At 64.4% G+C, this 20,055-nt stretch carries 17 protein-coding genes; 10 read left to right on the top strand and 7 right to left on the bottom strand.

Annotation, left to right across the window (positions count from 1 at the left end; all coding sequences use genetic code 11):
- Window positions 1-137: 137 nt before the first annotated feature.
- Window positions 138-1,115, top strand: coding sequence for a DMT family transporter (locus DRF71_RS19440; RefSeq protein WP_232831600.1), 978 nt, complete (start codon window positions 138-140; stop codon window positions 1,113-1,115).
- Here the strand turns inward: DRF71_RS19440 and DRF71_RS19435 are convergent.
- Window positions 1,088-1,780, bottom strand: coding sequence for a thiamine diphosphokinase (locus DRF71_RS19435; RefSeq protein WP_112312231.1), 693 nt, complete (start codon window positions 1,778-1,780; stop codon window positions 1,088-1,090). The two genes, DRF71_RS19440 and DRF71_RS19435, sit on opposite strands and share 28 nt — an antisense overlap.
- A gap of 135 nt (window positions 1,781-1,915) precedes the next feature.
- Here DRF71_RS19435 and DRF71_RS19430 point away from each other — a divergent pair, with 135 nt between their 5' ends.
- Together DRF71_RS19430 and DRF71_RS19425 are read left to right on the top strand one after the other, a co-directional pair.
- A complete protein-coding gene (locus DRF71_RS19430) occupies window positions 1,916-5,299 on the top strand; it encodes a coiled-coil domain-containing protein (RefSeq protein ID WP_112312230.1) in 3,384 nt (1,127 codons plus the stop codon).
- Window positions 5,300-6,011: 712 nt separating this feature from the next.
- Window positions 6,012-7,616: an APC family permease gene (locus DRF71_RS19425; RefSeq protein ID WP_112312229.1), complete on the top strand. Its 1,605-nt coding sequence runs from the start codon at window positions 6,012-6,014 to the stop codon at window positions 7,614-7,616.
- A 66-nt stretch (window positions 7,617-7,682) separates the two neighbouring features.
- Here DRF71_RS19425 and DRF71_RS19420 read toward each other — a convergent pair whose 3' ends face one another.
- From DRF71_RS19420 to DRF71_RS19410, 3 genes are read right to left on the bottom strand one after another with little or no spacing between them, the layout of a single operon-like run.
- Window positions 7,683-7,967: a putative quinol monooxygenase gene (locus DRF71_RS19420; protein WP_112312228.1), complete on the bottom strand. Its 285-nt coding sequence runs from the start codon at window positions 7,965-7,967 to the stop codon at window positions 7,683-7,685.
- Window position 7,968: 1 nt separating this feature from the next.
- A complete protein-coding gene (locus DRF71_RS19415; protein ID WP_112312227.1) occupies window positions 7,969-8,223 on the bottom strand; it encodes a DUF2842 domain-containing protein in 255 nt (84 codons plus the stop codon).
- A gap of 4 nt (window positions 8,224-8,227) precedes the next feature.
- Window positions 8,228-9,520 carry an adenylosuccinate synthase gene (locus DRF71_RS19410; RefSeq protein WP_112312226.1) on the bottom strand — a complete coding sequence of 431 codons (1,293 nt, stop codon included), beginning with the start codon at window positions 9,518-9,520 and terminating at the stop codon, window positions 8,228-8,230.
- Window positions 9,521-9,741: 221 nt separating this feature from the next.
- Here DRF71_RS19410 and DRF71_RS19405 point away from each other — a divergent pair, with 221 nt between their 5' ends.
- The 5 genes from DRF71_RS19405 (at window position 9,742) to hflC (ending at window position 15,883) form a co-directional block, all read left to right on the top strand.
- The gene (locus tag DRF71_RS19405) at window positions 9,742-11,121 is read left to right on the top strand and encodes an L-serine ammonia-lyase (RefSeq protein WP_112312225.1); all 1,380 of its coding nucleotides are present in this window, start codon (window positions 9,742-9,744) and stop codon (window positions 11,119-11,121) included.
- Window positions 11,122-11,350: 229 nt separating this feature from the next.
- Complete coding sequence (gene rpiA / locus DRF71_RS19400; protein WP_112312224.1) at window positions 11,351-12,136, top strand: ribose-5-phosphate isomerase RpiA; 786 nt, start codon at window positions 11,351-11,353, stop codon at window positions 12,134-12,136.
- A complete protein-coding gene (locus DRF71_RS19395) occupies window positions 12,136-13,572 on the top strand; it encodes an FAD-dependent oxidoreductase (RefSeq protein WP_198672287.1) in 1,437 nt (478 codons plus the stop codon). The genes rpiA and DRF71_RS19395 overlap by 1 nt, the downstream gene beginning before the upstream one ends.
- A gap of 116 nt (window positions 13,573-13,688) precedes the next feature.
- Complete coding sequence (gene hflK, locus DRF71_RS19390) at window positions 13,689-14,912, top strand: FtsH protease activity modulator HflK (RefSeq protein WP_112312222.1); 1,224 nt, start codon at window positions 13,689-13,691, stop codon at window positions 14,910-14,912.
- Window positions 14,912-15,883 (top strand): protease modulator HflC, encoded by a 972-nt coding sequence (gene hflC / locus DRF71_RS19385; protein WP_408634553.1) that lies wholly within the window; start codon window positions 14,912-14,914, stop codon window positions 15,881-15,883. Before hflK ends, hflC begins: the two co-directional genes overlap by 1 nt.
- 112 nt (window positions 15,884-15,995) lie before the next feature.
- Here the strand turns inward: hflC and DRF71_RS19380 are convergent, their stop codons facing one another.
- Window positions 15,996-16,433, bottom strand: a complete 438-nt coding sequence (locus tag DRF71_RS19380) for a hypothetical protein (protein WP_112312220.1) — start codon at window positions 16,431-16,433, stop codon at window positions 15,996-15,998.
- 232 nt (window positions 16,434-16,665) lie between these two features.
- Here DRF71_RS19380 and DRF71_RS19375 point away from each other — a divergent pair, with 232 nt between their 5' ends.
- Window positions 16,666-18,072: a Do family serine endopeptidase gene (locus DRF71_RS19375; RefSeq protein WP_112312219.1), complete on the top strand. Its 1,407-nt coding sequence runs from the start codon at window positions 16,666-16,668 to the stop codon at window positions 18,070-18,072.
- Between the two features lie 110 nt (window positions 18,073-18,182).
- Here the strand turns inward: DRF71_RS19375 and DRF71_RS19370 are convergent, their stop codons facing one another.
- Window positions 18,183-18,698 carry a peptidoglycan-binding domain-containing protein gene (locus DRF71_RS19370; RefSeq protein WP_232831599.1) on the bottom strand — a complete coding sequence of 172 codons (516 nt, stop codon included), beginning with the start codon at window positions 18,696-18,698 and terminating at the stop codon, window positions 18,183-18,185.
- A 472-nt stretch (window positions 18,699-19,170) separates the two neighbouring features.
- On the opposite strand from DRF71_RS19370, the gene DRF71_RS19360 reads away from it, so the two are divergent.
- On the top strand, window positions 19,171-19,494 hold the full coding sequence (locus DRF71_RS19360; RefSeq protein WP_112312691.1) for a 2Fe-2S iron-sulfur cluster-binding protein: 324 nt from the start codon (window positions 19,171-19,173) through the stop codon (window positions 19,492-19,494).
- A gap of 122 nt (window positions 19,495-19,616) precedes the next feature.
- Here DRF71_RS19360 and DRF71_RS19355 read toward each other — a convergent pair whose 3' ends face one another.
- Complete coding sequence (locus DRF71_RS19355; RefSeq protein WP_112312216.1) at window positions 19,617-20,015, bottom strand: hypothetical protein; 399 nt, start codon at window positions 20,013-20,015, stop codon at window positions 19,617-19,619.
- Window positions 20,016-20,055 lie beyond the last annotated feature (40 nt).

Here is a 20,055-nt window from a genome sequence, read left to right as displayed (position 1 = left end):
CCGGGCCGGCGTGGTGCAATGGCCGGGCAGATCCGGGATGGCCGCTGAACCGGCCCCCAGAATCATTGCCGCGAAATCGGGCAGCCTGCTGTCGTTTTCAGCATGGCAGCTGCGATCCGCGCGGGCTAGCCATGGGCATGACCAAGGCCCTTTCCCAATCCGCGCCCGTGACATCGCACTCCGTCCGCGCCACCGACCGCATCCTGCCCGGCATTATCCTGATGCTGGCCTTTTGCACCCTGGCGCCGCTTTTGGATGTGTCGTCGAAACTGGCGGCCCAGGCCGGGATCCCGGTCGGCTGGATCACGGCGGCACGGTTCATCGTCCAGGGGCTGATGATGGCGCCGGTGATCCTGCTGATGGGCCTGTCGCCGGTGCTTGGCGCCCGCGCGCTTGGTCTTGTCTTCCTGCGCGCCATTCTGCTGGCGTTTTCGACCTTTTCCTTCGTCTCGGGTTTGACGGTGATGCCCATCGCCGATGCCCTCGCCGTGGCCTTTCTGGAGCCCTTTATCCTGTTGATCCTCGGCCACTGGATTTTCGGCGATGAGGTCGGCCCGCGCCGGATCGCCGCCTGTATCGTCGGCTTTGCCGGTTCGCTGCTGATCATCCAGCCTTCGCTGACGGTGTTCGGGCTGATGGCGCTCTGGCCCTTGGGCACCGCCTTCGGTTTCGCACTTTACATGCTGGTCACGCGCGGCATGTCATCCTTCATGCATCCGGTCGCCATGCAGTTCCATACCAGCTGGGCGGGGGTGGTGATCTGCCTGCCGGTGCTCATGGTGATGTGGAACGGGCCGCTGCCGCAACTGGCCTTTGTCATGCCCGAAGGCATCACCTGGCTCTGGCTGATCGGGGTCGGCTTCTGGGCCTGCATCAGCCATATGTGTATGACCATGGCTCTGGGCTATGCGCCCTCGGCCACGCTGGGCCCGCTGCATTATTTCGAGATCGTCATCGCGGTGATCCTTGGCTACCTCGTGTTCCACGACCTGCCGAACCGGCTCAGCTTTACCGGCATCGCCATCATCATCGCCTCGGGCCTCTACCTCGTGCATCGCGAGCGGATCGCCATCCGCCAGCGCGCCGCTCAGCGCGAGACCGCCCGGATCGCCTGACGCAGCCGGTTGCGGGGCAGGATCGCCACCATGCCCGGCTGATCGACCCGCAGCACCACATCCGCCGCCGAAGCCCGGTTCGAGGTGGCGATAAAGCCGTCCGGGGCAAAGACATGGCCGTCCAGCGGCCATTCCAGCCCCAGGCTCGTGCCCGTCACGCGGGCAAAGGGAAACAGTGAGACCCGGTCCCCGGGGCCGAGCCGCAGCCGTGTCTCACCCGCCGGCAGCGCGAAGGCCACGTCTTTCGGCCCCAGAACAAGGCAGGGCTTCTCTGCATGGCGCACGAGGCTGTTCAGAACCGCCAGCCCGTGATCCATCCGCGCGCCGGTAAAGCCCAGCCCCAGGATCACCGGCGCCGTCAGCGCCCTGAGCGCCTTGTCGAAATCGGTGGAATCCTGCTCTGCGATGCGGTGCAGCCTTTCGGAGGGCACCCGCGCCAGCGCTGCGGACGAGATCGAATCGAGGTCTCCGATCACCGCAGTGGGGGTGATCCCCGCCGCAATCAACCGATCCGCACCACCATCCGCCGCCACTGCCACCGGCGCCAGGCGCAGCGCCAGCGCCAGATCGCGCGCACTCGCCGGGCCGCCGCCGACCAGGGTGATCCCATCGCAGAAGTGAAGTCCAGGGCATTGATCAGGGCATTGAACAAGAGGTGATTTCATGCGGATACTGTTCGAATTAAGGCAAAGCCCATGATGGGCGGACACAATCAATCCTTCAAATTACCCCGGTCTGTCCATGGATTCGAACAAAGCACCGGCAATGTTTCCTCCATGGAAAGTATGAGGTCCGCGTCGATGAATGATGCCAGCAAGATCCTGACCGTCTCTTATGGGACCTTCAGCTGCACGCTCGAGGGCTTTGACGAGCCCTTTAACACGATGCGGGCTATTGCCGAATATTTCCGGGATCTCGCGGCAGAGGATCGCTATTTCGGTGCCGAGCCGCCGCAGCCCGATGCCGCGATGCTGCACCGGATCGCCGAGCGGGAGATCCAGCGCCGGGTCGAGGCGAGGATCACTGATAACCGCCTGGTGCTGCGTGCGGGCGATGAGGAAGAGGGCGAATCTGCCGCTGCGCCTGCGCCGGCCGCTGCTGTGGCCGCCCCGGTTGCTGAGGCTCCCGTTGAGCCCGCCCCCGTTGAGCCTGCCCGCGAAAGCGAGGCGCCGGTTGCAAAGGTAAAAAAACACCGGCCGCCGGTGGCTCCGGTCGCTGAGGTTCCGGTCGCCGAGGAAACCCCGGCAGAGCCGGTGGCCCCCGCCATCACCGGAAAAGAGCGTCGGGCCGCCCGTGAGGCCGTTGCGCGTGCCACTGCCGGGAACCCCGCACTGAGCGCCGACGAGCTGACCGACGACGTTCCTGCTCCGGTTGCCGCTCAGGGACCGAAGGCGCGGCGTGAAGAGACCGAAGCGCCGGCAGCGCCCGCGTTGCGCGAATCGATCCCCGAAGGCGTGGCGGCGAAACTCGCCCGCCTGCGCCGCTCGGTCGAGCCGGGTGTGCGGGCCGAAGAGGCTGCGGCTGCACCGCTGGCGGCGGCGGCTGCCGCCGCATTTGCCGATATCGAGGAAGAGAACGATCCGGTTGCGACCGCTGGCTATGCCGGGGTACAGCATGATGAGTTCGAGCCGGAGCTGGGCGATGTGTCGGAAGACGGCGCGCTTGTCGCTGCCGATGAGGAACTGCGCGCGGCCTTTACCGAAGAGGCAGATGAGTCTGTCGCCGATGTGACAGAGAAAGCTCCGGAAACGGCGTCTGAAGCAGTTGCCGGGGCCGGGGTTGCCGAGGCCGTGCGTGCCGGGGGGGATGCCCTTGCAGCGGAGCCGGTGGCAGAGCCCGCAGGGGCTGAGGCTGCCGGTGCTGCCGGGGCGGATATCCTCTTCGTGGCCGATGATGTGACGCCTGCCGGGGATTTCGACGCCGGGGATATCGAGGCCGCTGCGGCGCCGGTTGCGGCACAGCCGCGTGCCGAGGGCACCAGCGCGGCGGCCCTGGCTGAATTGCGCGAACTGGCGGCAGAGCTGACCGGCACGGCTGCCGGGGCTCAGGATCAGGACCATAAGGCGGCTGCGCCTGCTGCCGATACGGCGGAAGATGACGGGATCGGCAGCCTGATCGCCAGCCTTTCGCGCGAAGCCTCACCGGAAGAGACCGCCTCGGCGGCTGCGGCTGCGGTTCAGGCCGCGGCGGATGCGCAGGAGGCCGCCAGCCGGGCAAAGACCAGGGCCGCAGAAATCGCCGGCGATGCCTTTGCCGATGACCCCGATTATGACGACAGCGAAGCCGCCTGGGAGGCCGCGCTTGACGATGTCCTGCCGGCGGCCGAGGCTTCGGCACAGGCAGATGACCTGTCGCCTGACGATGTGATTGCCGGGCTCGACCAGGATCTGCGCGCCGAACTGGCGCAGATCGAGAACGAACTGGGCCCGGTGACCGGGGCCGCAAAACCCTCTGCGCAATCGGGGGAGGACGCGGCGGATCTGATTGCGGCCCTTTCGGTTGACACCGGCTTTGAATCCGGCCTCGTCGATGTCCTGGCCGAGGAGGAGCGGGTCGTGACCGCTTCGGCTCCGGCTGTGTCGGATCAACAGGATAAGGCCGACGAACAGGAAGAGGCGGGGGCTGCGGCGGATGCTGCTGCCCTGGCCGATGCGCTCGGCTCCTCGATCCGGGATGTCGCCAAAGAGGCGGACGACCGGCTGCGCGATGCGGCGGAAGCGGCGGAAAACCGGGTCCGCGCGGTCTCGGCCGAGCGTCAGGAGCAGGTTGAGGATGCGCTGAGCGAGGTCAAAGAGGCTGCCGAAACCGGTATCGCCGCCGCGGATCTATCCGCGCAGGCCCCGACCTCGGCCGCGTCGGATGCCGATGATATCAAACCGGAAACCGGCGCAATCAATCCAGGCGCAATCAATCCAGACGCAGTCAATCCCGGCGCGCCGGAAGCAGGGCATCAGCCCGCAGCCTTCGCCGGATCCATGCCTGCCTCCGATGCAACCACGCTGGAACCCGCTGCGGCGGCGCGGCTGGAGCGCGCCCGGGCCCGGGTGATCCGGATCCGCCGTGTCGACAACCCGGTCAATGCCGCCGCTGCTGCGCCGGTTGAGACGCCGGCAGAGCCGCAGCCCGTCGCTGTGAAGCCTGTGGCGGGCACCGCCCCCGCGCCGGAAGCCGATCGCCCGCATTCGGATGAGGATCTCGCCCGCCTGATGAAACAGGCGGATGACGAGATGGCCGGGCCGGAAAACAAACGCCGGATCGCCTCGATCCAGCATCTGAAAGCCGCCGTGGCCGCCGCGATTGCGGATCGCCGCGCCGGTGTGACGCCGGAAGATCCCGGCAAGCGTGAGGATGCCTACCGCGATGATCTCGCGCAGTCGGTGACCCATGCGCCGGCGCCGCGCCCGGTTCGTCCGGTGCGCCCGGTGCGTCCGGTCCGGGGTGGCGAAACGGCCCTGGCGACCGGCACTGTTGCGGCGCCCGGCATCTCGCATGATCCGGGTGCGGTTGCCAGGGCCATTTCGGAGGTCCGGCCGGAACAGCCGGCCCCATCGCGTCCCGCTCCGCTGGTGCTGGTCTCGGAACAACGGATCGACCAGTCGAAACGCAGTGACCTGCGCGAGGCAGGGCCGCGCCCGCATCTGGTGCATGGTTCCGCCGCTGTCGCAACGCCGCTTGGTCATTTCGAGGCCGAGGCGGAAAGCGCTGCTGAAGAGGCCGGGGACATCCTTGGCCTGGTCAGCCCCGTCGATGCGGCGCCCGTCGTCGATTTCACGGCTGACCTGTCGGAGGGCGATCTGGCTCAGGATGATCTGGCTGATGACGATCTGGCCGATGACATCGCCGGTCAGCCGGATGAGGATGAGGCCGAGGCCGGCAATATCTTTGCCACCAATGGCGAATTCGCAGCCTTTACCGAAGAGGTTGGCGCCCGCTCGCTGCCCGATCTGATGGAGGCCGCTGCCGCCTGGGCTGTCTGTGTCGAAAAGCGCGAGCATTTCACCCGTCCCTGGCTGATGAGCCGGGTGATCGCGGGCGAGTTGGGCGAGATCTTCACCCGTGAGGAAGGTTTGAGGGCCTTTGGCACCCTCTTGCGCGAGGGCCGGCTGGTCAAGCTGCGTCGCGGCCAATATGCCGCAGCCCCGACTTCGGCAGTGCTGGCAGAGGCGCGCCGCATCCTCGGCTGAACTCCGCGCGGGCATTAACCCATGATCAAAAGGGCCGGTTCCGGAAGGGGACCGGCCCTTTTGCTTGCGCGGTGCCGACCCGGCGGAGCGATGGCGTCGCGCGCGGGAGATCCGCAGATCGGCAGGGCAGCAGATCGGCTGGGTATCAGATCGACTGGGTATCAGATCGACTGGGTATCAGATCGACTGGGCATCGGCGGCGGAACCGCTGCGGATCTGTGCGGCGATTCGCCGGCAAAGCGGGCAGATGTTTCATACTCTGGGAATTAATTTCCTGAGAATAAAATTCAGCTTCCCGAATCGGGGCGAAACCCGCATCGTTCCCGGGATATTTCACAGCTCCGCCGCGCAGACGGGCACAGATGGCCGCCCAGAGGGCGGCGCCGGGGAGGGCAGGGTCCTTGTTTTCGGCTTATCCTTCTGCTGTTGCCCCAGTCTTCGGGCCTTCTGTTTTAGGGCCTTCTGTCATCGGGACACCCTGCTTTCGCGTCCCGGGGCCTGGCGCTTTTATTTCCGCCATCCGTCACAACCGCCAGACCGGACGTTTCGCAGCCGCGAAGCCCGGCTGCCGTCCTGCGATGCGGCATGTCTTCCGGTCGGGGAAAGACCCCGGCCGCGCAAGAGGTGGCTTCTGAGCGCCACCATCCAAACGGGCCACGCATAATAACAGAGCGGGCCCATCAACTCTGACCAACAGGAGGGGGATTTGAGCATGAATGATGCGGGAACGGGGCGTCAGGAGAATACGCTCCATCGGGTGATCGGCTGGCCTGCGGCCTTTTGGGTTGCCGCCGGCGTGCCGGCGCTGGTTCTGTTTTCCATCGGCGGTATCGCGGCGACCGTCGGCACACCAAGCTGGGTGATCTGGATCATCTCGGTCGCGTTCGGGTTCATCCAGGCCCATACCTATGCCGAGATCGCGGGGCTTTTCCCGTCGAAAAGCGGCGGCGCCTCGGTTTACGGCGCCTCGGCCTGGGTGCGCTATTCCAAGGTGATCGCGCCTTTGTCGGTCTGGTGCAACTGGCTGGCCTGGACGCCGGTGCTGGCGATCGGATCGGGGCTGGCGGCGGGCTATATCCTGACCACCTTCGCGCCGGCGGAGTCGGCTTTGCTGACCTGGCAGATCACCTTCCTCGATCTTGGATTCCTGAAAGAGGGGATCTCGCTCAGGATCAACGCGACCTTCTTCATCGGTGTGGCGGTGCTGCTGGTGGTCTTTGCGATCCAGCATCGCGGCATCCTGTCGACCGCGCGGATCCAGACCATCATCGGCGTCGCGGTGATCGTGCCCTTGCTGGTCGTGGGGATCGTGCCGTTCCTGACCGGCAATGTCTCGGCCGATAACCTGTTTCCCCTGACGCCGCTGGCGACAGATGAGGCGGGGAATGTGGTCGAAGGGCTGTGGGACCGTCAGGGGATCACGCTGTTTCTTGGAGGTCTCTTCATCGCGGCCTGGTCGACCTATGCGTTCGAAACCTCGATCTGCTACACCTCCGAGTTCCGCCGCCCGGAGCATGATACCGTGCGCGCGATCCTTTATTCCGGCCTTTTGTGCGTGGTGATCTTCACCCTGGTGCCGCTGGCCTTCCAGGGCTATCTCGGCACCGCCGGCATCATGGAGCCGGGGATCGTCGATGGCACCGGCGTCGCCCAGGTGATGGGCGAGATGGTCGGAGGCGGCGCCTTCATCACCAAACTGATGGTGGTGTTGCTGATCCTTGCGACCATGCTGGCGATTATGACCTCGATGGCGGGGTCGTCCAGAACGCTCTATCAGGGATCGGTCGATGGCTGGCTGCCGAAATATCTCAGCCGCGTCAACGAGCACGGCGCGCCGGTGACCGCGATGTGGACGGATCTGGCCTTCAACCTGATCCTTCTGATGATGTCGGATTACCTTTTCGTGCTGGCCGTGTCGAATTGCTGCTACCTGATCTTCAACTTCCTCAACCTCAATTCCGGCTGGATCCATCGCATCGACAATGCCGATGTGCCGCGGCCCTGGCGCTGCCCGACCATCCTGATGGCGGCAGGTGTCGCGCTCAGCTTCGTCAATATGGTGCTTTTGGGGGCAGGGGCGAATGTCTGGGGGGCGGGGACGCTGATGTCCGGCATCGTGGCGGCGGCTTTGATCATCCCGGTCTTCGCCTTCCGCCATTATGTCACCGACAAGGGCAAATTCCCCGACCGGATGCTGGAAGATCTGGGCGTTTCCTCGCGTGATATGCTTGAGAGGAAGGCCGGCATCCTGCCTTACCTGGTGCTTGCCGCCGGTGTGGCGGTGGCGGCAGCCTCGAATATGTATTTCACGCTGTAAGCGGCTGAAATGAAAAGGCGCGCGGGGTTTCCCTCGCGCGCCTTTGTTGATGTTCCGTCGCCAGGGTCAGAAGGCATCCATCAGCAGGAATGTCCCTTCCTGCCGCCGGTGGGCATCAATCTGCGGTACCAGACGGCGGAAATGCTCGGTCTCGCAATGCAGATCAAGCGCGGCGCGATCCGGCCAGGTCTCGACAAAGATGAAATGGCCGGGATCTTTCTGATCGGTGAAAAGATCATAACTGATGCAGAGCGGTTCGGCCTGGCTCAGCTGAACCAGTTCTGCGTAGAGCAGGCGCGCTTCGGCAATTGATTCAGCGCGGATGAAATCCTGGGCGATGACTTTCAGCATGTCAGGGCTCCTTTGGCGCGTCAGGATCGGGCTGGCCGATCCCGAGGAAGATTTTCCGCAAAGGCAGCGCCCAGGCAAGGCCGAGGCCGATGAAGATCACCGCCTCCATGAACAGGGGCATCCGCTCGCCGGGACGGGACCACCAGGTGTCATTCGCCAGCCCGATCAGCGCCAGCGTCACCACACAATAGATCGGCAGCCCGACCACGAGGATCAGGAGCGCCAGTCGTTTGCGTTTCTTGTAGCTGAGCGCCATCGGCTTAGTCCGCGAAAGGGTCGGTGACGAGGATGGTGTCGTCCCGCTCGGGGCTGGTCGACAGAAGCGCAACCGGGCACTGGATCAGTTCCTCGATGCGGCGGACATATTTCACCGCCGCACCCGGCAGATCATTCCACGAGCGCGCCCCTTGCGTCGATTCGCTCCAGCCTTCCATTTCTTCATAGATTGGCGTGACGCGGGCCTGGAGCTTCGCAGCCGTCGGCAGATAGTCGTACCGCTCGCCGTCGAGATCATAGCCGACGCAGATTTTCAGTGTCTTGAATCCGTCCAGCACGTCGAGTTTCGTCAACGCAATGCCCGACACGCCCGAAGTCGCACAGGTCTGGCGCACCAGCGTCGCGTCAAACCAGCCGCAGCGGCGCTTACGCCCGGTGACGGTGCCGAATTCATGGCCACGGGTGCCAAGACGCTCGCCATCCTCGTCGAAAAGCTCGGTCGGGAAGGGGCCTTCGCCGACGCGGGTGGTATAGGCCTTGACGATCCCAAGGACGAAATCAATCGAGGTCGGTCCAAGGCCCACGCCGGTCGCAGCCATGCCGGCAAGGGTGTTCGACGAGGTCACATAGGGGTAGGTGCCGAAATCGACATCCAGCAGCGAGCCTTGCGCGCCTTCAAACAGGATGCGCTTGCCCGCGCGGCGCGCCTCGGTCAGATGTTTCCAGACCGGTTTCGCATAGGGCAGGATTTTTCCTGCAACTTCCTGCAGTTGCGCTTTGAGTGCCACCACATCGACCGGCTCCAGCCCAAGGCCGTTGCGCAGCGCATTGTGATGGGTCAGCAGGCGCTCGATACGGGTATCAAGGGTTTCCTCATCGGCAAGATCCGCCACGCGGATCGACCGGCGCCCGACTTTATCCTCATAGGCCGGCCCGATGCCGCGCCCGGTGGTGCCGATTTTTGAGACCGAATTCTGCGCCTCGCGGGCACGGTCCAGCTCGCCATGGATCGACAGGATCAGCGGCGTGTTTTCCGCGATGATCAGGTTCTCCGGGTTGATCTCGACGCCCTGGCCCGCCAGCTTGTCGATCTCGGACAGAAGCGCCCAGGGGTCCAGCACGACACCATTGCCGATCACCGAGAGCTTGCCGCCCCGCACGATGCCCGAAGGGAGCAGCGACAGCTTGTAGACATTGCCGTCGATCACCAGCGTATGGCCGGCATTATGGCCGCCCTGAAAGCGGGCGACGATATCGGCGCGCTCCGAGAGCCAGTCGACGATCTTGCCCTTACCTTCGTCGCCCCATTGGGCGCCCACGACAACCACATTGGCCATGATCCGAGCCTGCCTTTTGATAGAAAAAATGCGGCTGAGCTATAGCGGCTGTGTCGGGCGGGGGAAACAGGAAAAACCGGAGGGCGAAACACGACAGCGGTGCCTGACGCAAAGGCGGGCAAAGATGAGTGCCGCTCAGAGGATTGCTTCTGTCGTTTTCTCGCTTACCTCTTGTCGCGGGGGCGGTCATTCTGCCCCCAGCAACTGGCCAGGACGCGCGCATGTTTCTTTCGGTTTTCGATATGTTCAAAGTGGGGATCGGCCCCTCGTCGAGCCATACGATGGGCCCGATGGTCGCAGGCGCCCGCTTTCTCGACCGTCTGCGCGGTTCGCCCTTTCAGGTGAAGGGGGTGAGGGCGGTGCTGCATGGCTCGCTGGCCTTTACCGGGGTGGGGCATGCGACCGACCGCGCAACGGTGCTGGGCCTCGCCGGGTTCGAGCCGGAAAGCTATGATCACGACAAGGCCGAGGCCGCGCTGGCACAAATCCGTGCGACGAAAACGGTGACGCCGCCGGGCCTGCCGGCGCTGGTCTTCGATCCGGCCAATGATCTGAGCTTCGATTTCGGGCCTTCCTTGCCGGGCCATGCCAATGGCATGGTTCTGAAGGCGACCGATGCCGAGGGCGACGTGATTTTTGAGGAGATCTATTACTCGATCGGCGGTGGCTTCGTGTTGACTGCGGGCGAGCTGGCAGACCTTGCCGGGGGCGGTTCAAAGGTGAAGGCGGATGTGCCCTGGCCCTTCGAGTCGGCGGCTGAAATGCTGGAGATGTCTAAAAAATCCGGTCTCTCGGTTGCGGCGATGAAACGCCAGAACGAGCTGAAATTCCGTTCCGCTCCGGATCTGGAACGCGGCATGTCGCGGATCTGGGAGGTGATGAACAATTGCATCGACCGTGGTATCGAAGGTCAGGGCATCCTGCCCGGCGGGCTGAAGGTGCGCAGGCGCGCGAAGGGCATCTATGACGCGCTCCAGGCCGAGCGAGGGCTGAACCTGGTGGCACCGCATACGATCAATGACTGGATGTCGCTTTATGCAATGGCGGTGAATGAGGAAAACGCCGCCGGTGGCCAGGTGGTAACGGCGCCGACGAATGGCGCGGCCGGTGTGGTGCCGGCGGTGATCCGCTACTGGCTTGATCATGTGCCGGGGGCGACGCCGTCGAAAGTGGGAGATTTCCTGCTGACCGCCGCCGCCATCGGGGGGTTGTGCAAACACAATGCCTCGATTTCCGGGGCGGAATGCGGCTGCCAGGCCGAGGTCGGCTCTGCCGCCGCCATGGCCGCAGCGGGTCTTTGCGCGGTGATGGGAGGGACACCGGAACAGGTCGAAAACGCAGCCGAAATCGCGCTGGAACATCATCTCGGCATGACCTGCGACCCGGTGAAGGGCCTCGTCCAGGTGCCCTGTATCGAGAGGAACGGCCTCGGCGCGATCAAAGCGGTCTCCGCCGCCTCGCTCTCCCTGCGCGGGGACGGCCAGCACCTCGTCAGCCTCGATGCCTGTATCGAGACCATGCGTCAGACCGGCCATGATATGCATGAGAAATACAAGGAAACCTCACTGGGCGGTCTGGCTGTCAATGTGCCCAATTGCTGATGGTCGCGCCTCTGGCTGGCTTCGGAAGCCTCCGGCGGGGATATTTAAGAGACAGATGAAATGGGCTGCTTCTTTCATCTGTCCCTAAATATCCCGGGGGTGAGGCTCTGAAGGAGCCGAGGGGGCAGGGCCCCCTCTCTGTTGCGGCCAAAAGCCTTTTGCCCTTCCGCCGCGATTGGGGTAAGCCCGGGTCCAGGCCGCGCGCCTCTTCCACAGCCCGGAGACCCACATGCCTGCCGATCTGAACCCCATCGACAAAGCCAAATTCGTTGCCGCGAAACGTGCGGTTGAATTCGTCGAGGACGGGATGAAGCTTGGGCTCGGAACCGGTTCGACCTCGGCCTGGATGGTGCGCTGTCTGGCCGAGCGGGTGCGCGAGGAGGGGCTGCGGGTCACCGGGGTCGCAACCTCCAGCCGCACGGCGGAACTGGCGACCAGCCTTGGGCTCACCGTTCGCACGCTCGATGAGGTGCGCTGGCTGGATCTGACCATTGATGGCGCCGATGAGTTCGACCCCGATCTGAACCTGATCAAGGGCGGCGGCGCCGCGCTGTTGCAGGAAAAGATCGTCGCCACGGCTTCGGATCAGATGATCGTCATCGCCGATGCCGCGAAAGAGGTCTCGCGTCTGGGGGCTTTCCCGCTGCCGGTCGAGGTGATTCCCTTTGGCTGGCAGACCACCAAGGCGCTGATCGAGGAAACCCTCGTTGCCATGGATGTGATGACGCGGGATGTGAGCCTCAGGCTGACCGGTGACCGCGCTCTGGTCACCGATGAGGCGAACCACATTCTCGATCTGCATCTGGGCCGGATCGGCAATCCGCGCCAGCTGGCACTGGTTTTGAACCAGATCCCCGGTGTGGTCGAGAACGGGCTCTTCATCGACATTTGCGACATCGTGGTGATCGGATCGCCCGATGGCAAGGTCTCGGTCCGCGATATCAATACCGGCTCGGTCAGCGATGATCAGATCCATTTCGCCCCTACCGACAATATTTTCGCGGATCTCGACTGATGGCTTTCGACTGCGATCTTTTCGTCATCGGTGGCGGCTCGGGTGGTGTGCGGGCGGCGCGGATGGCGGCGGCGACCGGTGCCCGTGTGCAGCTGGCCGAGGAAAGCCGCATGGGGGGCACCTGTGTCATCCGGGGCTGTGTGCCGAAGAAGCTGATGGTTTTCGCCTCTTCCTTCCGCGAGCTGCCCTCGCAGGCCCGCGCCTATGGCTGGGACATTCCCGAGGGCCATTTCGACTGGCTGGCCTTCCGGGCGCGCCTTCATACCGAGCTGGACCGGCTGGAGGGCGTTTACCGCCGGCTGCTGGATGGCTCGGGCGTCACCATCCATGACAGCCGCGCGAGGCTGGTTGATCCGCATGAGGTCGCGCTGGCCGACGGGCGCCGGATTTCCGCGAAACATATCCTGATCGCCACCGGCGGGCGGCCCGAGCGGCCCGATCTGCCGGGCGCCGAACTGGGCCTTGTCTCGGACGATATTTTCAACTTCGCAAAGCTGCCCGAGCGGCTTTTGATCGTTGGCGGCGGTTTCATCGCCTGTGAGATGGCCTGCATCCTTCAGGGTCTTGGCGTCAGGGTCACGCAATTCCACCGCGGCGCCCAGATCCTGCGCGGCTTCGACGATGAGGCGCGCGGCCTCGTGGCCGAGGCGATGCGGGCCTCGGGGATCAGTCTGCGCGTCGGCACCAATATCGCGGCGATGGGGCCGAAGGGCTCGCTGGATGACGGTTTCGCGGCGCCGGCTGCGGAATTGCAGCTGGATGCGCGGCGGGCATTGTCGGGCGCATTGTCGGGCTCCGGGCCTTGTGCGGTCCGCTCGACCACCGGCGAATTGTGCGAGGTGGATCATGTGCTCTTTGCCACCGGCCGGCGCCCGAACAGCGACGGGCTGGGGCTGGAAGAGATCGGTATCGGCATCGGGCGGCGCGGCCAGGTCGAGGTGAATGAATACAGCCAGACGGCGGTGCCTTCGGTCTATGCCATTGGCGATGTCACCGACCGGGTGAACCTGACCCCGGTGGCGATCCGTGAGGGTATGGCCTTTGTCGAGACCGTCTTCCATGCCCGCCCGACCCCGGTTGATCACGCGCTGATCCCCGCCGCCGTCTTCACCCAGCCGGAACTCGGCGCGGTGGGGATGACCGAGGAAGAGGCCCGCGACCAGGGCCCGATCGAAGTCTATGCGACCAGCTTCCGCCCGATGCGCTCGGCCTTTGCCGGATCGGATGCGCGGGTTTTGATGAAGCTGATCGTCTGTACTGAGACCCGCCGGGTTCTTGGCTGCCATATCGTTGCGCCCGAAGCGGGCGAGATGATCCAGCTTGCCGCCATTGCGGTGAAGATGGGGGCAACCAAGGAAGACTTCGACCGTACCTGTGCCGTGCATCCGACCATGGCCGAGGAACTGGTGACCATGCGCAACCCGGTCCGCAGGTAGCGCGGCGAAAGCTGAATTTCCCGCAAAGGTGTGGGGCTGCGGCATCGCTCCGGCTTGAAATTCCGGCCGGGATGCCCAATTGAGACCGTGATATTGTGAAGGAAAAGGACGTATAGATGGCAGGAGGTCCCTGGGGCGGAGGTGGCGATGATGGTCGCGGCAACCGCGGTTCCGACGACGATGATGGACGTCGCAATCCGAACGGGGGGCCCAATGGTGGCCCCAATGGCGGGCGCCGCCCGGGTGAGGGTGGCCCGCAGATCCCCGAAGTGGACGATCTTCTGCGCAAGGGGCAGGAGCAGCTGCGTGTCCTGATGGGCGGGCGCGGCCAGAGGGGTAATGGCGGCGGCGGCGGTCCGCGCGGGCCGCAGGGTCCGGGCCTTGGTCCGATTTTTACGAAACAGGGTCTGGTCTTCGGCGCCCTGGCGGCGGTGGCGGCCTGGGCTTTCATGTCCTTCTACACCGTGCGCCCGGAAGAGCGCTCGGTCGAGCTGTTCCTCGGTGAGGCTTCGGGCATCGGCAATCCCGGTCTGAACTTTGCCGCCTGGCCGATTGTGACCTATGAAAAAGTCCAGGTGACGGGCGAGCGCACCACCGATATCGGTGCTGTCGATGGCAATGCCGGCGAGCTGATGCTGACCCGTGACCAGAATGTGGTTGATATCGGCTTCCAGGTGGTGTGGAACATCACCGATCCGGAGGCCTATCTCTTCAGCCTCGCAGATCCCGAGGAAACCATCCGCGCCGTGTCGGAATCCGCGATGCGCGACATCATCGCGCGCTCGGAACTGTCGCCGATTCTCAACCGCGACCGGGGGGCGATTTCCTCGGATCTGCGGACGGCGGTGCAGGGCACCCTTGATACCTATAATGCCGGCATCCAGGTCATCCGTGTGAACCTTCGCCGCGCCCAGCCGCCATCGGATGTGGCCGATGCTTTCCGCGCCGTGCAATCGGCCCAGGCCGAACGCTCGCGGCTGGAAAACGAGGCGGATGGTTACGCCAACCGCGTCACCGCCGGCGCGCGCGGTGAGGCAGCCCGCCTGACCGAAGAAGCCGAAGCCTACCGCGCCGAAGCCGTCAACTCGGCCGAAGGGGAGGCCGCGCGCTTCCTCTCGGTTTATACCGAATATGTGAAGGCGCCCGAAATCACCCGCCGCCGGCTTTATCTTGAGACGATGGAACGGGTTTATGGGGGCATGAACAAGGTGATCCTTGACGGGGTCGGTGGCGGAGCCAATGGCCAGGGCGTGCTGCCCTTCCTGCCGCTCAATGAACTGGGACGCGGCACTGCCGCGACGCCCGCCGCACCTGCGGCAGCCGGCGGAGGGACCAACTGATGCGCTCGATTGTCATTGTTCCCGTCCTGATCGCCCTTGTCGTCACGGCCTTGTCCTCGGTCTTCATCGTGGATGAGCGTAAGAAGGCGCTGGTGCTGCAATTTGGCCAGGTGAGGCAGATCAAGGAAGATGCCGGCCTCGGCTTCAAGATGCCGTTCATTCAGGAAGTGGTCTATTACGAAGACCGGATCCTTGGCCTGAAAACCGCGCCGATCGAGGTGACGCTGTTGTCGGATCGCCGGCTGGTGGTGGATGCTTTCGCACGCTGGCGGATCTCGGATCTCCAGGCCTTCCGCCAGGCGGTTGGTGCCGGAGCCGAGGAACGCGCCCAGGCGCTTTTGAACAACATCCTGCAGCAGGCGATCCCCGAGGTGCTGGGTAACACCACCCAGGACCGCGTGCTCAGCCAGGACCGTTCCGCGCTGATGAACGAGATCCTGACCATTGCGCGGCGCGAGGCGCAGTCGATGGGCGTTCAGGTGATCGACGTGCGGCTGACCCGCACCGACCTGCCCGATGCCAACCTCAAGGCCACCTTCGACCGCATGCGGTCCGAGCGGGACCGTGAGGCGGCAGACGAGATCGCCCGGGGTGGCGAGGCCGCGCAACGTGTGCGCGCAGCCGCAGACCGCACCGTGGTCGAAGAGACCTCGCTTGCGCGCCGGAGTGCCTCGGTGATCCGGGGTGAGGCCGATGCGGAACGCAACGCCATCCTCGCCGAGGCCTATGGCAAGGATCCGGAATTCTTTGCCTTCATCCGCTCTCTCACGGCTTATGAGCAGGCGCTGAAGGGGTCGAATTCTTCGATCGTGATGGAGCCGGACAGCGATTTCTTCTCTTACCTGCGCTCGCCCGGCAGCTCTGCCTATACGCCGGTCGAGACACCGGAAACCCTGCCCAGCCCGGAAGAGGTGACCCCGGCGCCGCAACCCGCGCCGCAGCCGGTTCCGGCTCCGGCTCCGGTGGAGTAAGCGAAACCCTCGCATGCGAGGCAGAAAGACACGGGGGAAAGGGCTGGCCATGTGCCGGCCCTTTTCTTTGCGGTCTCGGTGAAATGTCAGGCCAGTGGTCGCGCCGGCACGCTCAGTCGTTCCCCGTTCCCGTTGCGCGGTGGTAAAGTGTTCCCGAACCGAAGGTGACACCAGGAAAGGGCATGCTTTGTCGCGGCGTGCCGACCGTCCAGCCGGCACGTTCCATTATGGGCCGGATCGCACGCCCGATCAGTGTTCTCTCTTTGGCATCTGGCTGCATCTCGATGATCTCTGGCAATGCGTCGATTGCTTCGGCAGGAGGACGCTCCCTGGCCGCACTGGCGATCATTGCATCGCGGTTCTGCGGCAATTCGAGGACGCGGACGATCCAACTTCCACGCTGGCTATTGATGAACCTGGTATATCCAAATGGCATCGCAGGATTTCCTTCCTTCTCGGGTGACCCGAAGACCGGCTCTGTATACAGAGCGATTTCATACTCTTGCTGCGCTGCGAGCCGCAGGTTTTTTCCGAGCCTGGTCCCGTTCAATCCGATCTGTTCACGCTGCTTTGACAGGCCGCGACAGGGTTTGCATTGCGCACGGCTTTGGCTCAGAGTTTCTTATGCACTGAACCGGACCGGCCACAGGCGACTCCAATCCCCGGCGATCCGGCTGCATGTCCAAAGGAGACCAGATTTGTCCCGCTCCCACACTGTTTCGCCGCTGCCTGCGCGCCCATCCCTCCGGACGGGCCTCAGGACGGGGCTGCTCAATGGCACCATGCTGGCCCTCGCGCTTGGCGCCGGGCTTGCCTTTACCGCGCCGGCCCCGGTCATGGCCTTCGGTGCCCCCGATACTTTCGCTGATCTTGCCGAGAAGATCAGCCCGTCTGTGGTGAATATCACCACCTCGTCGATGGTCTCGCGCCCCTCGGATGGGGGGCCGGTGGCGCCCGAGGGCAGCCCGCTTGAGGATTTCTTCAAGGATTTCGGCGGCCAGGGCGATCAGGGGCCGCAGCGCTCAGAGGCGCTCGGCTCGGGTTTCGTGATCTCGGAAGACGGCTATATCGTCACCAATGACCATGTGATCAAAGGCGCCGATGAGATCACCATCGAGTTTTTCAGCGGCGAGAAGCTGCCGGCGAAGCTGGTCGGCACCGATCCGCAGACCGATATCGCGCTCCTGAAGGTCGAGACCGACAAGCCGCTGCCCTTTGTCAGCTTCGGCAATTCCGACCTCGCCCGGGTTGGCGACTGGGTGGTGGCGATGGGGAACCCGCTGGGCCAGGGCTTCTCGGTTTCGGCCGGGATCGTCTCGGCCAGGAACCGCGAGCTCTCGGGCACCTATGACGATTATCTGCAGACCGATGCGGCGATCAACCGCGGCAATTCGGGCGGGCCTTTGTTCAATATGGATGGCCAGGTGATCGGGGTGAATACCGCGATTCTGTCGCCGACCGGCGGCTCGATCGGGATCGGGTTCTCGATGTCGTCGAATGTGGTGACCAAGGTTGTCGATCAGCTGAAGCAATTCGGCGAGACCCGGCGCGGCTGGCTGGGTGTGCGTATCCAGGATGTGACGCCGGATATTGCCGAGGCAATGGGGCTGGCGGCTGCCAGCGGCGCGCTGGTGACCGATGTTCCGGATGGCCCGGCCAAAGATGCCGGCATGCTGGCGGGCGATGTGATCCAGCTCTTCAACGGCCAGGAGGTCAGGAATGCCGGCGACCTGACCCGCCGCGTCGCCGATGCGCCGGTGGGTGAGGCGGTGCCGGTGGTCGTCCTGCGCGAGGGCGGCTCCGAGACGCTGAATGTCACGCTGGGGCGGCGCGAAGAGGCAGAGCCCAAGACCTATCCGGCCTCGGCCGATCAGGAAGAGGCACCCCAGGCGCAGCTGGACATCCTCGGGATGCAGCTGGATCTGGTGACCGATGCGCTGCGCGATCAGCTTGGGATCCCCGCCTCGACCGAGGGGCTGATAGTTGCCGGTATCGACCAGGCCTCCGAGGCCTGGACCAAGGGCCTGCGCGAGGGCGATGTGATCACCGAGGTCAGCCAGCAGAAGATCGTCCGGGCCCAGGATCTGAAGGACCGGATCGAGGATGCCAAAAAAGCGGGCCGCAAATCGGTCCTGCTGCGCTACAGCCGGGGCGGCGATCTGCGCTTCGTGGCACTGCTTATACAGTGATCCCGGCTGCAAGGCCTCGGATAAAGGGGGCGGCGGGGGAAACCCTGCCGCCTTTTTCGCAGGGACCAGGCGCCCATGGCTCTGCCCCGCACGGGCAGAAGCCTGTCGGGTCAGAAATTTCCGATCACAAGGCCCAGCTCACGCGCGGCCGCCAGCGAGAGATGATCGGAATCGAGCCCCCGGCTCTGCTGCCAGCCGCGCAGGGCCGTGCGGGTCGGCGCATCCATCACGCCGGTCAGCGGCAGGAGATACAGGCCCCGCGCTTTCAGCGCCCTTTGCAGGGTCGCGATGAATTCAGGTGTCATAACATCGGGGCAGGGAATGCGGAACCAGACAGTGCTGCGATCCGAGACGATGCGCTGCTGCGCTTCCGAGGCAAAGCGGGCCGGGCTCAGGAGAGTGCCGGCCTCATCGCGGGTTTCCGGGCTGACCAGCACCTGTTCGGTAACCGTCTCGATCACGGCCGGGCGGATGTCGGATTGCCAGCAGGCGCCTTCCGGGCCTTTGGGAGGGCCGGGTTTTCCCTTGAGATCGACGATCTCGGCCGAGAAATCGGCGCGTGTCGGGCCGGTGGGCACCGATCCGTCGTCACAGGCGGCGAGGATCAGAAATGCGGGTATCAGCAATGTGGGGATGAGAAATGAGGGGATCGGAAGAGCGGGGAGGCGGCGGCTTGGCAGGCTTACGGGGGGTCTTCGGCTGCGCTGTTTATGCGGTGCAAGGAAGCAGGGCAGCAAGGAGGAGATCATCGGATTTGCTCTTGTTCTTCCGGTCACCGGCTGGCCGGATCAATGGCGCTCAGGCGCATCCGGGGCGCGCGGGCGCATCTGGTCCGGCTCTGCTGCGGGCATCTGCCCGGGGCAAAGGCTAACCGCATCCCGGGGGCGGCAACAAGAGGCAGATGGCGGAAGCCGGCCGGCGTGGCAATCCGGCACTGGGGCCGGTCGGGGGGCAGCCGGCCCGGCATGTCGCATTCCGGCCTTGCTGCGACCGCTCTGGAACAGCGGCGCCGGATGGCATATGTGATGGACGGAACAGGGAATTCAGCGCCGGGCCTTGATCAGGGCCCCTGAGATGCGGACGGAGACCGGGACGGCAATGGCGAAGATCACCTATATCGAATTTGGCGGCAAACGGCATGAGGTCGAGGTCGCATCCGGCCTGACGGTCATGGAAGGCGCGCGGGATAATGGCATTCCCGGGATCGAGGCCGATTGCGGCGGCGCCTGCGCCTGCTCGACCTGCCATGTCTATATCGATCCGGACTGGGTGGAGAAACTGCCTGCAAAGGATCCGATGGAAGAGGATATGCTGGATTTCGCCTGGAACCCGGATCCGCTGCGCTCGCGCCTGACCTGCCAGCTGAAAGTGACGCCTGCAATGGATGGGCTGATCGTCCACATGCCCGAAAAGCAGATCTGACCTGGCCCAACCGCCTGCCACTATGCGGGCTAAGATTTTTTCAAAAAATCTTAGAAAATTTCTTGAAAGAAATTTGACCGGAATTCGCTGAATTCCGGCACCCCCTTGGCGGGTGGAGCGCATCATTCGCTCAGGCGTTCGGCTTTCTTTCTGACCAGCACACTGCGCAGGTCATGCATGGCCAGCAGCAGGGCATCGGTGACCTCTTCCAGCTGCGCGTCGCTGGCCTTTGATTGTGCCCATTGTGAGGTCAGGTTCAGGTGATCCACCGTGCGCAGGATGTCATCCGTCTCGCGCGCTTCCAGCAACGCGCGCCTTTCCCCCAGCCAGCTGCGGATCGCCTCCAGATCGGGCTCGGACAGCTCCCGATCCCCATGCGGGCGGATATTTCCGTTCTTCACATTGACGCTGGCGATCTCTTCCAGCTCGATCCGGCGCTGACGGTTTTCCGTATCCACCCGACAGACCGAGGCGCCATTCTCGCGGATGCGGAAGTAATAGGGGGGCAGGCTGTCGGACATTCGGGATCATTCCTGGCGCAATGGGCTGCCGTCTCAACCC

The sequence above is a fragment of the Pseudogemmobacter bohemicus genome (assembly GCF_003290025.1).
GTDB lineage: Bacteria > Pseudomonadota > Alphaproteobacteria > Rhodobacterales > Rhodobacteraceae > Pseudogemmobacter > Pseudogemmobacter bohemicus.
The sequence above is the reverse complement of the archived record's forward strand: the minus strand, read 5'-3'. Positions and strand labels throughout refer to the sequence as shown.

Bases quoted from the DNA above. Each gene is read 5' to 3' on its own strand.
- DRF71_RS19440 (WP_232831600.1), top strand. From the start codon at position 138: ATGACCAAGGCCCTTTCCCAATCCGCGCCCGTGACATCGCACTCCGTC.
- DRF71_RS19435 (WP_112312231.1), bottom strand. From the start codon at position 1,780: ATGAAATCACCTCTTGTTCAATGCCCTGATCAATGCCCTGGACTTCAC.
- DRF71_RS19430 (WP_112312230.1), top strand. From the start codon at position 1,916: ATGAATGATGCCAGCAAGATCCTGACCGTCTCTTATGGGACCTTCAGC.
- DRF71_RS19425 (WP_112312229.1), top strand. From the start codon at position 6,012: ATGAATGATGCGGGAACGGGGCGTCAGGAGAATACGCTCCATCGGGTG.
- DRF71_RS19420 (WP_112312228.1), bottom strand. From the start codon at position 7,967: ATGCTGAAAGTCATCGCCCAGGATTTCATCCGCGCTGAATCAATTGCC.
- DRF71_RS19415 (WP_112312227.1), bottom strand. From the start codon at position 8,223: ATGGCGCTCAGCTACAAGAAACGCAAACGACTGGCGCTCCTGATCCTC.
- DRF71_RS19410 (WP_112312226.1), bottom strand. From the start codon at position 9,520: ATGGCCAATGTGGTTGTCGTGGGCGCCCAATGGGGCGACGAAGGTAAG.
- DRF71_RS19405 (WP_112312225.1), top strand. From the start codon at position 9,742: ATGTTTCTTTCGGTTTTCGATATGTTCAAAGTGGGGATCGGCCCCTCG.
- rpiA (WP_112312224.1), top strand. From the start codon at position 11,351: ATGCCTGCCGATCTGAACCCCATCGACAAAGCCAAATTCGTTGCCGCG.
- DRF71_RS19395 (WP_198672287.1), top strand. From the start codon at position 12,136: ATGGCTTTCGACTGCGATCTTTTCGTCATCGGTGGCGGCTCGGGTGGT.
- hflK (WP_112312222.1), top strand. From the start codon at position 13,689: ATGGCAGGAGGTCCCTGGGGCGGAGGTGGCGATGATGGTCGCGGCAAC.
- hflC (WP_408634553.1), top strand. From the start codon at position 14,912: ATGCGCTCGATTGTCATTGTTCCCGTCCTGATCGCCCTTGTCGTCACG.
- DRF71_RS19375 (WP_112312219.1), top strand. From the start codon at position 16,666: ATGCTGGCCCTCGCGCTTGGCGCCGGGCTTGCCTTTACCGCGCCGGCC.
- DRF71_RS19360 (WP_112312691.1), top strand. From the start codon at position 19,171: ATGGCGAAGATCACCTATATCGAATTTGGCGGCAAACGGCATGAGGTC.
- DRF71_RS19355 (WP_112312216.1), bottom strand. From the start codon at position 20,015: ATGTCCGACAGCCTGCCCCCCTATTACTTCCGCATCCGCGAGAATGGC.